This is a genomic window from Streptomyces sp. NPDC101490, from assembly GCF_044767145.1.
Taxonomy (GTDB): Bacteria; Actinomycetota; Actinomycetes; order Streptomycetales; family Streptomycetaceae; genus Streptomyces.
In genome coordinates, this window is record NZ_JBIWNI010000003.1 from 415,876 (window position 1) to 427,986 (window position 12,111).

General features: G+C 72.8%; 10 protein-coding genes. 3 read left to right on the forward strand and 7 right to left on the reverse strand.

Translation table 11 applies throughout. The features are described from left to right. Positions 1-183: 183 nt before the first annotated feature. Positions 184-1,158 carry a carbohydrate kinase family protein gene (locus ACIRQY_RS09510; RefSeq protein ID WP_403923298.1) on the reverse strand — a complete coding sequence of 325 codons (975 nt, stop codon included), beginning with the start codon at positions 1,156-1,158 and terminating at the stop codon, positions 184-186. 130 nt (positions 1,159-1,288) lie between these two features. On the opposite strand from ACIRQY_RS09510, the gene ACIRQY_RS09515 reads away from it, so the two are divergent. Together ACIRQY_RS09515 and ACIRQY_RS09520 are read left to right on the forward strand one after the other, a co-directional pair. Beyond that, positions 1,289-1,495 (forward strand): hypothetical protein, encoded by a 207-nt coding sequence (locus ACIRQY_RS09515; protein ID WP_351779523.1) that lies wholly within the window; start codon positions 1,289-1,291, stop codon positions 1,493-1,495. A 68-nt stretch (positions 1,496-1,563) separates the two neighbouring features. Then, on the forward strand, positions 1,564-3,129 hold the full coding sequence (locus ACIRQY_RS09520) for a hypothetical protein (protein ID WP_403923300.1): 1,566 nt from the start codon (positions 1,564-1,566) through the stop codon (positions 3,127-3,129). Positions 3,130-3,256: 127 nt separating this feature from the next. Here ACIRQY_RS09520 and ACIRQY_RS09525 read toward each other — a convergent pair whose 3' ends face one another. Next, complete coding sequence (locus ACIRQY_RS09525) at positions 3,257-3,613, reverse strand: iron-sulfur cluster assembly accessory protein (protein WP_351752758.1); 357 nt, start codon at positions 3,611-3,613, stop codon at positions 3,257-3,259. 290 nt (positions 3,614-3,903) lie between these two features. Between ACIRQY_RS09525 and nadA the strand changes: the two genes are divergently transcribed. Next, a complete protein-coding gene (gene nadA / locus ACIRQY_RS09530) occupies positions 3,904-5,091 on the forward strand; it encodes a quinolinate synthase NadA (RefSeq protein ID WP_403923302.1) in 1,188 nt (395 codons plus the stop codon). A gap of 138 nt (positions 5,092-5,229) precedes the next feature. Here nadA and ACIRQY_RS09535 read toward each other — a convergent pair whose 3' ends face one another. The 5 genes from ACIRQY_RS09535 to ACIRQY_RS09555 all read right to left on the reverse strand — a co-directional run bounded on the left by ACIRQY_RS09535 (position 5,230) and on the right by ACIRQY_RS09555 (position 12,087). Further along, positions 5,230-8,379, reverse strand: a complete 3,150-nt coding sequence (locus tag ACIRQY_RS09535; RefSeq protein WP_403923304.1) for an efflux RND transporter permease subunit — start codon at positions 8,377-8,379, stop codon at positions 5,230-5,232. 187 nt (positions 8,380-8,566) lie between these two features. Continuing rightward, on the reverse strand, positions 8,567-9,256 hold the full coding sequence (locus ACIRQY_RS09540) for a response regulator (protein WP_403923306.1): 690 nt from the start codon (positions 9,254-9,256) through the stop codon (positions 8,567-8,569). After that, complete coding sequence (locus tag ACIRQY_RS09545; RefSeq protein WP_351779537.1) at positions 9,253-10,482, reverse strand: sensor histidine kinase; 1,230 nt, start codon at positions 10,480-10,482, stop codon at positions 9,253-9,255. The genes ACIRQY_RS09540 and ACIRQY_RS09545 overlap by 4 nt, the downstream gene beginning before the upstream one ends. Positions 10,483-10,971: 489 nt before the next feature. Next, entirely contained in the window at positions 10,972-11,250 is a 279-nt protein-coding gene (locus ACIRQY_RS09550) for a hypothetical protein (RefSeq protein ID WP_351779540.1), read from the reverse strand. A 42-nt stretch (positions 11,251-11,292) separates the two neighbouring features. Next, positions 11,293-12,087: a PspA/IM30 family protein gene (locus tag ACIRQY_RS09555; protein WP_351779543.1), complete on the reverse strand. Its 795-nt coding sequence runs from the start codon at positions 12,085-12,087 to the stop codon at positions 11,293-11,295. Between the last annotated feature and the right edge of the window lie 24 nt (positions 12,088-12,111).

The window sequence follows — 12,111 nt, forward strand, 5'->3', positions numbered from 1 at the left end:
GCGGCTCGGGACCGGGGCCGGGCGGCTCGGGCCGGGGCGGTCCTGCGCGGGCCGGTCCCGTGCGGGGCGGGCCGGGGTCGGCCGGGTGCGGTACGGGCCCCGGGCCCCCGTAGGAGGGGTCCCGGGGCCCGGGGGGTTCCGCGGCCTGGGGTGCCCCGGTCCGCGCGGGACCGGGGCGGGTGGTCAGACCAGGTGAGTGCGGACCTCGGCGGCGGCGTCCTCGCCGTACGCCTTGGTGAAGCGCTCCATGAAGTTGGCTCGGGCCAGGGTGTACTCCTGGGTGCCGAGGGTCTCGATGACCAGGGTGGCCAGCATGCAGCCGACCTGGGCGGCGCGCTCCAGGCCGACGCCCCAGGACAGACCGGTGAGGAATCCGGCGCGGAAGGCATCGCCGACGCCGGTCGGGTCGACCTTGGCGGTCTCCTCGGCACAGCCGACCTCGATCGGGGTGTCGCCGACGCGCTCGATGCGCACTCCGCGCGAGCCGAGGGTGGTGACCCGGTGGCCGACGCGGGCCAGGATCTCCTCCTCGGTCCAGCCGGTCTTCGACTCGATGAGGCCCTTCTCGTACTCGTTGGAGAAGAGGTAGGTGGCGCCTTCGAGGAGGGTGCGGATCTCCTCGCCGTCCATGCGGGCGATCTGCTGCGAGAAGTCGGCGGCGAAGGGGATGCACCGCGTCTTGCACTCCTCGGTGTGCCGGAGCATCGCCTCGGGGTCGTCGGCGCCGATCAGGACCAGGTCGAGCCCGCCGACGCGGTCGGCGACGGCCTTCAGCTCGATCAGCCGGGCCTCGCTCATGGCTCCGGTGTAGAAGGAGCCGATCTGGTTGTGGTCCTTGTCCGTGGTGCAGACGAAGCGGGCGGTGTGCAGGACTTCGGAGATCCGTACCGAGCCGGTGTCGACGCCGTGCCGGTCGAGCCAGGCACGGTACTCGTCGAAGTCGTACCCGGCCGCGCCCACCAGGATCGGGGCGCCGCCGAGCTGGCCCATGCCGAAGCAGATGTTGGGGCCGACGCCGCCGCGGCGGACGTCGAGGTTGTCGACGAGGAAGGAGAGGGACACCGTGTGGAGCTGGTCGGCCACCAATTGGTCGGCGAACCGGCCGGGGAAGGTCATGAGGTGGTCGGTGGCGATGGAGCCGGTGACTGCGATACGCACGGCTGGGTGCTCCTGCGGGACGTGGGAAAGGACAGTTCACGCTACCCGCTGGGGCGCGCGCTGCCGAACAGTGGAAACTACCCCAGAGTAGGCCTTTTCCCCAGAGGCGTGTGGTGCGTACGGTGCGCCCATGACCACGTACCCCGCTCCTCGCGAGCGACACGAGTCCGAGTTCAGCCTCGCCGAGCTGCGGGGCGCGGGCGCGCGGATGGCCCCGCACTGGGTCACCCCGGTCTCTCCGGCGCCCGCCCCCGTCTCCCCCGCCGCGATCCACGGCGTGGTCGTCTCCCCGGCCTCGGCCCGGCTGATCGCGGCCACCGCCGAGTACGGCGGCTGACGGACGGAACCGTCCGCCCGTCCGCTCCGTCCCACCGGCGTCCGTTGTCGAGACGAGGGAGCGTTGCGGTGAGCGATACGGAGAACGGGCGGAGGCGCCGGAACGTACTGGCCGTCTCGGCGGTGGCGGGGGTGCTGCTCGCCGGGGGCGGCTATCTGGCCTACTCCGCCACGGCACCTGGCGTCGCCGTCCCTGACGTCGGTACGGGGCCGACGGTCGGCCCGGCGGCCTCGGCAGAGGGCGGCACCGGCTCCGGTGACGCCCGGAGCGGTCGCGGGATCGCACCCGGCGAGCCCGATCCCGGCGGCGGTCCCGGCGGGACCGTCTACACAGCCAAGGGCCCACTCCCCCAAGGGCCCTCCTCGGCCGCGGTCCACCGGCCCGAGGGCCTGGTCACCTCGGCCGAGGTGACCAGGCTGGCCGCGGCGCTCGGCCTCGCCGGGAGCCCGGCCCTGGTCGGGGACGTCTGGACGATCCGCCCCGAGAAGGACGGTTCCGGTCCGCGGCTCGACGTGGCCCGGAAGGCGCCGGGGAACTGGTCGTACTCCTGGTTCGACGGCGGCCCGATCGGTGACGCCTGCCTGAAGGGCCCCGCCTGCCCCCCGCCGGGCGAGGGCAAGCCCTCCACGGGTGGCGCCCCGCCGAGCGAGGCGGCGGCGCGGGCGGCGGCGGCGCCCGTCCTGAAGGCGCTCGGCCAGGACGACGCGAAGATCACCGCGAACCGGGTGGTGGACGGCTCGCTGCGGCTGGTGAACGCCGACCCGGTGGTGGACGGGCTGCCGACCCACGGCTGGTCGACGGGGCTGCACATCGGACGGGACGGCCGGCCGGTCTCCGGGAGCGGGACGCTCAAGGAACCGGCGAAGGACGGCGTGTACCCGGTGATCGCGGCGGAGAAGGCGCTGGCCGCGCTGAACGAGGACGCCAGGACCTCGGGCCCGGTCGGCACGGACCCCTGCCCGGCGGGCGCCCCGCGGGGAGTGGACGGCGCGGGGAAGCCGGGCGGGCCCGGCGGGGTGGACGGTGCCGGGGAGCCCGGGGGCGGTGACCGGGTGGACGGCAACGGGAAGCCCGGCGTCGGCGGCACGACCGGCGGGGGTGGCGGGATCACGCCGGAGCCCCCGTGCCGGAAGGTCGCGGGCACGACACCGCCGCAGCGGGTGCCGGTGACGGGCGCGGTGTTCGCGCTGGCCGCGCGGGACGTGGCCGGTGAGCGGCTGCTCGTACCGTCGTGGCTGTTCACGGCGGACCCGGTGGACGGGCCGCCCTACACGGTGGTGCGGGAGGCGGTCGCCCCGGAGCTGCTCGCCCGGTCGGCGAAGCCCTCGGCCTCGCCGACGGTGCCGCCCTCGGACGGTACGGCTCCGGCCCGGCAGGTCCAGTCGTACCGCGCGGAGGACGGTGGCCGGAAGCTGACGGTCTCGTTCTGGGGCGGGGTGTGCAGTACATACACCGTGACGGCGGAGGAGCGCCCGGAGCGGGTGGCGGTGCGGATCGTCGAGAAGGCGACGGAGCCGGGGAAGGTGTGCGTCGCGCTCGCCCAGGAGTTCACGCGGACGGTGACGCTGGACGCCCCGCTGGGCTCCCGGCCGGTGGTGGACGCCGCGAGCGGTGAGACGGTGCCCCGGCGCTGAGCCCCGGCGGAAGGGACGCACGTCGAGGACCGGGCGCACCCGAGGACGGGTACGCGTACGCGTGAGGGCGGCGGGCCGGGAAGGTCTCCCGGGCCGCCGCCCTCACAGCCGTACCGCTCGGTACGGCTTAGCTGAACGAGTCGCCGCAGGCGCAGGAGCCCGTGGCGTTCGGGTTGTCGATGGTGAAGCCCTGCTTCTCGATGGTGTCGACGAAGTCGATCGAGGCGCCGCCCAGGTAGGGGGCGCTCATCCGGTCGGTGACGACCTTGACGCCGTCGAAGTCCTTCAGGACGTCGCCGTCGAGCGAACGCTCGTCGAAGAACAGCTGGTAACGCAGGCCGGAGCAGCCACCGGGCTGAACGGCGACGCGCAGGGCCAGGTCCTCGCGGCCTTCCTGGTCGAGGAGGGCCTTGACCTTGGCCGCGGCGGCGTCGGACAGGAGGATGCCGTCGCTGACAGTGGTCTTCTCGTCCGATACGGACATCTGCTTCTCTCCCGATGGTGTACGGAGACTGCTTGCCGACGTTGCAACCGTCGGTGCCCCGGATTCATTCCGGGTCGAGTGGGTCCTCGCTCCTTTCATGCTCGCACACCCTGTCCAGCGGCGGAGACGGTGCGGGCGGGGGGAGGGCGGCCGATGGGGCGGGCGGAGCCGGACGGCGAATTCGTCACATCGACACTATGGACATCGTCAGCGTGACGTGAAGGCGTTATGATAGATAGCGTCATTTCGACGAAAAGGTTCCCCGAAGACCCGAAGAAAGGGTGCGTGACGTGACCACGGCCCAGCCCCGTACTGAGCTCGACGTGCAGCCCTCGCCGCTCGCCCTGCTCCTCCTCGGCCGCGAGGCCGACCCGAAGAGCGAGCGGGGTGTGGAGTGCCCCGGCGATCTGCCGTCGCCCTCCGACCCGGACCTGGTGGAGCGCGCCCGCGCGGCCAAGGAGAAGCTCGGGGACAAGGTCTTCGTGCTCGGCCACCACTACCAGCGCGACGAGGTCATCCAGTTCGCCGACGTCACCGGCGACTCGTTCAAGCTCGCGCGCGACGCGGCCGCCCGGCCCGCCGCCGAGTACATCGTCTTCTGCGGTGTGCACTTCATGGCCGAGTCGGCCGACATCCTCACCGGCGACGACCAGAAGGTCGTCCTGCCGGACCTCGCCGCGGGCTGCTCGATGGCCGACATGGCCACCGCCGAGCAGGTCGCCGAGTGCTGGGACGTGCTGACCGACGCGGGCATAGCCGACCGGGTCGTGCCCGTCTCGTACATGAACTCCTCGGCCGACATCAAGGCCTTCACCGGCAGGCACGGGGGCACGATCTGCACCTCGTCCAACGCCGAGCGGGCCCTGAAGTGGGCCTTCGAGCAGGGCGAGCAGGTGCTCTTCCTGCCGGACCAGCACCTGGGCCGCAACACGGCCGTCCGCGACATGGGCATGTCCCTGGACGACTGCGTGGTCTACAACCCGCACAAGCCGGGCGGCGGGCTGACCGCCGAGGAGCTGCGCGCCGCGAAGATGATCCTGTGGCGGGGTCACTGCTCGGTGCACGGGCGTTTCTCGCTGGAGTCGGTGAACGACGTCCGCGCGCGCATCCCCGGGGTGAACGTGCTGGTCCACCCGGAGTGCAGGAACGAGGTGGTGGCCGCCGCCGACCACGTCGGCTCGACCGAGTACATCATCAACACCCTGGAGGCGGCCCCGGCCGGTTCCAGCTGGGCCATCGGCACCGAGCTGAACCTCGTCCGGCGGCTGGCGAACCGTTACGCCGACCAGGGCAAGGAGATCGTCTTCCTCGACAAGACGGTCTGCTTCTGCTCGACGATGAACCGCATCGACCTGCCGCACCTGGTGTGGACGCTGGAGTCGCTGGCCGAGGGCACCCTGGTCAACCAGATCCAGGTCGACAAGGAGACGGAGGGCTTCGCGAAGCTCGCCCTGGAGCGGATGCTCGCCCTGCCGTAACAATTCCCCGGACACGGCCGGACGACGGGCAGGACCGGCCCCCGGACCCGCCCGCCGCGCCACCGGCCCGGCCGGCCCCCGTACACGGCGGAAGGGGCGCCCCGCGATCACGCGGGGCGCCCCTTCCTCATGTCCCGGTCAGAGATCGACCGCGTCCACCAGCAGCGCGTCGGCGGGCGTGTCCGTGCCCTGCGCGGGGACGTCGGTGCCGTCCTTCGCCTTCCGCGCCGCCTTCTTCTTCGCGCGGCGCTCCTTGCGGAGCTCGACCATCGCGTAGAGCGTCGGCACGAGGAGGAGGGTCAGCAGCGTCGAGGTGATCAGACCGCCGATCACCACCACGGCCAGCGGCTGGGCGATGAAGCCGCCCTCACCGGTGATGCCGAGTGCCATCGGCAGCAGGGCGAAGACCGTCGCCAGGGCGGTCATCAGGATCGGACGGAGCCGGTGCCTGCCGCCCTCGATCACCGCTTCGACGACTCCGAGGCCCTGGGCCCGGTACTGGTTGATCAGGTCGATCAGGACGATGGCGTTGGTGACGACGATGCCGATGAGCATCAGCATGCCGATCATCGCCGGGACGCCCATGGCGGTGTCGGTGACCACCAGGAGACCGATCGCGCCGGTCGCCGCGAACGGGATCGAGACCAGCAGGATCAGCGGCTGGATCAGCGACCGGAAGGTCGCCACCAGCAGCATGAAGACGATCGCGACGGCGGCGAGCATCGCCAGGAACAGCTTGAGGAAGGCCTCGGACTGGTCCTCGGAGACACCGCCGATGCTGGCGGTGGCGCCCTCGGGCAGGTCCAGGGTGCTGATCTTCGACTGGAGGGCGCTGCTGACCGCGCCGGTGTTGTCGCCGAGCGGCTTGGCCGTGACGGTCGCGGCGCGGGCGCCGTCGATCCGGGTCATGGACACCGGGCCGGGGACCAGTTCGACGGTGGCGACGTCGCCCAGCTTCACCGGGCCGAGCGGCAGGGCCCTGAGCCCGTCGAGGGTGCCGACCGGCCGGGCGGTGGTGATGAGGACGTCCCGCTCGGTGTCGTCGAGGACCGCCTTGGCGGCCGGGGTGCCCCGGACGGCCTGGGCCACGATCATGCCGAGCGAGGTGGAGTCGAAGCCCGCGTCGGCCGCCCTGGTGTTCGGCCGGACGGAGATCCGGGGCACGGACTGCGAGAGGTCGCTCTGCACGTCCGTGACGTCCTTGAGCCCGGCGACCGCCGCGCGGACCTGCTCGGACGCCTTCTTCAGGACCTCCGCGTCGGAGGCCTTGACCACCACGCTCAGGCCCTGGCTGCCGAAGCTCTCGCCGGCCGACAGCCGGGTGTCGCCGACGCCGTCGAGGGCGGCGAGGCCCTTCTCCAGGGCGTCCTTGGTCTTCTCGTACGCGCCGGAGTCCGCCAGGCTGACCTTGAAGGTGGCCTGGTTGGTGCCGGTGCCGCCGCCGAAGGCCGCCATGAAGCCGGAGGAGCCGATGTTGACCTGGTAGTCCTTGACGCCCTCGGTGTCCGCGAGGAGCTTCTCGACCTTCTTCGCGGCGGCGTCGGAGGCGTCGAGGGCGGTGCCCGGCGCCAGCTCCTGCTGGATGGTGAGGACGTCCTGCTCGCCCTGGTCGAAGAAGTTGGTCTTCAGGAGCGGGGCCATGCCGAAGGTGGCCACGAGGACGACCAGCGCGATGGCCAGGCTCATCGTCCGGCGCCGGGTGGCGAACCGCAGGACCGGCACGTACAGGCGCTGGAGACGGCTCTTCTCCTCCTTCTCCTCGGCGAGCCTGCGGGCCTCCGCGAGGTCCTCGGGGGTGCCCTTGGGGGCGCGCAGGAACCAGTACGAGAGGACGGGGACCACGGTCAGGGAGACGAGCAGCGAGGCCAGCAGGGCCGCCGTGACCGTCAGCGAGAACGAGCCGAACAGCTCGCCGATCATGCCGCCGGCCAGGCCGATCGGCAGGAAGACGGCGACGGTGGTGAGGGTCGAGGAGGTGACGGCGCCCGCGACCTCGCGGACCGCCGTGAGGATCGCGCCCTGCCGTTCCTCGCCGTAGCCCAGGTGCCGCTTGATGTTCTCCAGGACCACGATCGAGTCGTCGACGACCCGGCCGATGGCGATGGTGAGCGCGCCCAGCGTCAGCATGTTGAGCGAGAGGTCGCGGGTCCACAGCACGATCAGGGCGAGGACCACCGAGAGCGGGATGGAGACCGCGGTGACCAGGGTGGAGCGGATCGACGCCAGGAAGACCAGGATCACCAGGACGGCCATGACGAGGCCGAGGGCGCCCTCGGTGGTGAGACCGGAGACGGCCTTGGCGACGGCCGGGCCCTGGTCGGAGACCACGGTCAGCTCGGCGCCCGCGCCGAGGTCGCGGCGCAGGTCGGGCAGTGCCTTCTCGACGGCGTCGGAGATGGCGACGGCGCTGCCGTCCTTGTCCATGGTGGCCATGACGGCGAGGCTGGGCCTGCCGTTGGTGCGGGTGAGGGAGACGCGCGGCGACTCCTCCTGGCGGACGGTGGCCACGTCGCCGAGGCGGACCGCCTCGCCCTTGCCGGGCACGGCGGCGGGGATGCGGAGGTCCTCGATCTGGCGCAGCGAGGTGTAGCCGCCGCCGACCTGGACCGTGCGGTTCCTGCCCGCCTCGGAGAAGGCGCCGGCCGGGAGGGTCGCGCCGCCGGAGCGCAGTGCCTCGGCGAGCCTCATGGAGCTGAGCCCGGCCCCGGCGAGCTTCGCCTCGTCGGGGGTGACGGAGACCTGGAGGTCCTGGACGCCGCTGACGGCGACCTGGGCGACGCCGTCGATGCCTTCGAGGGCGGGCACGACGGTCCGCTCCAGGAGGGCGGCGAGGGCCTGCTGGTCCTTGCCGGAGGAAGCGGCGAGGACGACGGTCGGGATGTCGTCCGTCGAACCGGCCACGACCTGCGGGTCGACCGTGTCGGGCAGTTGGGCGCGGGCCCGGTTGACGGCCTGCTGGACGTCCGCGACGAGCTGCTTGGTGGACTCGTCGCCGTAGTCGAAGGAGGCCATGACGACGGCCATGCCCTCGGAGGCGGTGGAGGTGAACGACTTCAGGCCGTCGACGGCCTTCAGGTTGCTCTCCAGGGGCTCCACGACCTGCTTCTCGACCACATCGGGAGAGGCGCCCGGGTAGGGAGCGAGGACCGAGACCATCGGCAGCTCGATCGAGGGGAACAGCTGCTGCTTGAGCTGCGGTATCGCGATCGCCCCGAACACCAGGGCGACGATGGAGATCAGACCTATCAGGGCCCGTTGCGCGAGGCTGAATCTGGACAGCCAGGACATGGGGTCTCTCTTCTGTGGCGTACTCGTCGGCGGGCGGGAGCGGCCAAGGCCCCGGCCCGGACCCGCTGGATCCGCCGGAGGTGCCCCCCTCCCCTACGATCTGCCATCGGACGCCGGAAGTCCTCGCCCCCCGGGTCCACTTCCTTATGCCGGGCATACCGCGTCCGCAGTACGCCGGGGCCCGTGGTCAGTCCACCCTCGGACGTACCAGTCCCGATTCGTACGCCGTGACCACCAGTTGGGCCCGGTCGCGGGCGCCGAGTTTGGCCATGGCGCGGTTGACGTGGGTCTTCACGGTGAGCGGGCTGACGTCGAGCCGGTCCGCGATCTCGTCGTTGGAGAGACCGCCCGCGACCAGGACGAGGACCTCGCGCTCCCGGGCGGTGAGGGCGCCGAGACGTCCGGCGCGGGCGCCGCCGGCCGGGTCGGCGGGGTCGGTGCCGGTGCCCTGCGCGAGGAACGAGGCGATGAGGCCCTTGGTGGCCACCGGGGAGAGCAGTGCCTCGCCCGCGTGCGCGATCCGGATCGCGCCGAGGAGTTCCTCGGGCTCGGCCCCCTTGCCCAGGAAGCCGGAGGCCCCGGCGCGCAGCGACTGCACGACGTACTCGTCGACCTCGAAGGTCGTCAGCATGACGATCCTCACGTGGGAGAGGGCGGGGTCGGCGGTGATCGCGCGGGTGGCGGCGAGGCCGTCGGTGCCGGGCATCCGGATGTCCATCAGGACGACGTCGGCGCGCTCGGAGCGGGCGAGGGCGACCGCCTGGGCGCCGTCCGCCGCCTCGCCGACGACCTCCATGTCGGGTTCGGAGTTCACCAGGACCTTGAAGGCGCTGCGGAGCAGGGCCTGGTCGTCGGCGAGCACTACCCGGATCGTCATGTGTCCTCCCCCGTGCGGGACGTCACGGGAAGTATCGCCTGCACCCGGAATCCGCCGCCGTACCGGGGGGCCGCGGTGAGGGTGCCGCCGAGCGCGCCGACCCGTTCGCGCATCCCGAGCAGTCCGTGGCCGCCGCCGGGGGCGGGGTCCTGGACGGCGGGGGGCGTGCCGTTGTCGAGGACGGTGATCTCGACCGTACGGCCCACCCGCACGACGCTGACCTCGGCCTCGGCGGCCGGTCCCGCGTGCTTGCGGACGTTGGTCAGGGCCTCCTGCACGATCCGGTACGCGGCCAGGTCGACGGTCGCGGGCAGCGGGGCGCCGTCGTCGGCGCGGGCCAGGCCGACGGGGAGCCCGGCCTTGCGGAAGCTGTCGAGGAGCCCGTCGAGGACGGCGAGGCCGGGGGCCGGTTCGGTGGGGGCCTCGGGGTCGCCGGACTGGCGCAGCAGGCCGACGGTGGCGCGCAGTTCGTCGAGGGCGGAGCGGCTGGCCTCGCGGACGTGCGCGAGCGCCTCCTTCGCCTGGTCGGGGCGCCGGTCCATGACGTGGGCGGCGACGCCCGCCTGGACGTTGACCAGGGCGATGTGGTGGGCGACGACGTCGTGGAGGTCGCGGGCGATCCGCAGCCGTTCCTCGGCGACCCGGCGGCCCGCCTCCTCCTCCCGGGTCCTCTCGGCCCGTTCGGCGCGTTCCCTGATGGCGTCGACGAAGGCCCGGCGGCTGCGGACGGCGTCCCCGGCCGCCGCGGCCATGCCCGTCCAGGCGAAGACGCCGAGGTTCTCCTGCACGTACCAGTGGGTGGGGCCGAAGGCCATGGCCCCGACGGTGAGCACCGCCATGGTGAGGAGCCCGACCCGCCAGGTGGTGGGCCGGTCGGTGCGGGCGGCGACCGTGAAGAGGGCGACGACGGCGCTCATCGTGACGGGGGCGGGGCGACTGTCGCCGATCAGTTCCACGAGGGTGACGGCGACGGTGAAGGCGAGGACCCGGAGCGGGAAGCGGCGGCGCAGCACGAGCGCGACGGCCCCGGCGACCATGATCAGCACGCTGGTCGCGCCGGGCACCTGGCGGCCGAACGTCGGGCCGCCCGGCTCACCGTGCGGCCCGGTCAGCGACCCGGCGATCATGCAGATGAGCACGCCGAACGCCAGCGACGCGTCGAAGGCGAGCGGATGCCCGCGGAACCAGCCGCGGAGCCGGACGAGAAGGGTGCCGTTGGAGGTCACGGGGAAACGGTACGGGCCGGGCGCCCCCGGGCGGGCCGGACGGCGGACGCGCGGACCGGCAGGGGGCCGGAACGAGGCAGGAACGGCGGGGCGGGTACGGAACGGGGGCTCGGCGGGTCCGGCGGCGGACGGACGGACCGGGCGTCCCGGACCGGAGCGTCGCGGATCGGGTCCGGCGGTGGACGGACGGGGTACGGCGGGGCGGAGAGCGGGACGGCCGAGGGCGGCCGGAAGCCCGGCGGGGCCGGGTCCGACGCCACGGCGTCACGCCGGAACGCGGCCCGTCCGGGGCGGTCGTGGGTGGAGAGGGTGGCCCGGCTCCCCGGCCCGGAGGGTGCCGGGAGCCCGGCAAAACGCGGGGACGCGGTACGGAACGGGGCCCGGCACCTCGGAAGGTGGCGGGCCCCGGTGGGTCGCGGTGTTCGGCGGACGCGATCCGTCCGGCCCTGATTACGTCCCGGCCGGATTTACGTCCCGGCCCGGATCGCGTCAGCCCGGGATGAGGCCGCCGTCCGAGAGCATCTCCCTGACCTCGTCCAGGGACGCGTCAGGGGCGGGGAGGATCAGCTCCGAGGGCTGGAGCACGTCGTCGGCGAGTGGCTCGCCAAGGCGGCGCACCGCGTCCAGGAGACCGCCCAGCGTGCGCCGGAACCCGGTCTCGTCCCCCGACTCCATCTCCGCGAGCAGCTCGTCGTCGAGCGCGTTCAGCTCGGCGAGGTGGCTGTCGGCCAGCTTCCACTGGCCCTCCCCCATGATCCGTACGATCATGACGCGTCCTGTTCTGCCGTAGATCCGCCGTAGCGCGGTCGGCTACTTCTCGAAGCGCGGGCGGGACTGCTGCGGGCTGTCCTGCGGCGCGGCCGTGCCGCCGCCCTCGATCGCCTGCTGCTGCGCCGACGGACCGCCCGCCAGCTCCGCCTTCATCCGCTGGAGCTCCAGCTCGACGTCCGTACCGCCGGAGAGCCGGTCCAGTTCCGCCTGGATGTCGTCCTTGCCGAGCCCGGACTGGTCGTCGAGCGCGCCGGAGGCGAGCAGCTCGTCGATCGCGCCCGCGCGGGCCTGGAGCTGGGCGGTCTTGTCCTCGGCCCGCTGGATCGCGAGGCCGACGTCGCTCATCTCCTCCGAGATGCCGGAGAAGGACTCGGCGATCCGGGTCTGCGCCTGGGCCGCCGTGTAGGTCGCCTTGATGGTCTCCTTCTTGGTGCGGAAGGCGTCCACCTTGGCCTGGAGCCGCTGGGCGGCGAGGGTGAGCTTCTCCTCCTCGCCCTGCAGCGTCTGGTGCTGCACCTCCAGGTCGCTGACCTGCTGCTGGAGCGCGGCGCGCCGGGACAGCGCCTCGCGCGCCAGGTCCTCGCGGCCGAGCGCGAGCGCCTTGCGGCCCTGGTCCTCCAGCTTGGCGGACTGGCCCTGCAGCTGGTTCAGCTGGAGTTCGAGCCGCTTGCGGGAGGTGGCGACGTCGGCGACGCCGCGCCGTACCTTCTGGAGCAGCTCCAGCTGCTTCTGGTACGAGTAGTCGAGTGTCTCGCGCGGGTCCTCGGCCCGGTCCAGGGCCTTGTTCGCCTTCGCGCGGAAGATCATCCCCATACGCTTCATCACACCGCTCATGGGCTTCGCGCGCCCCCTTCTGAC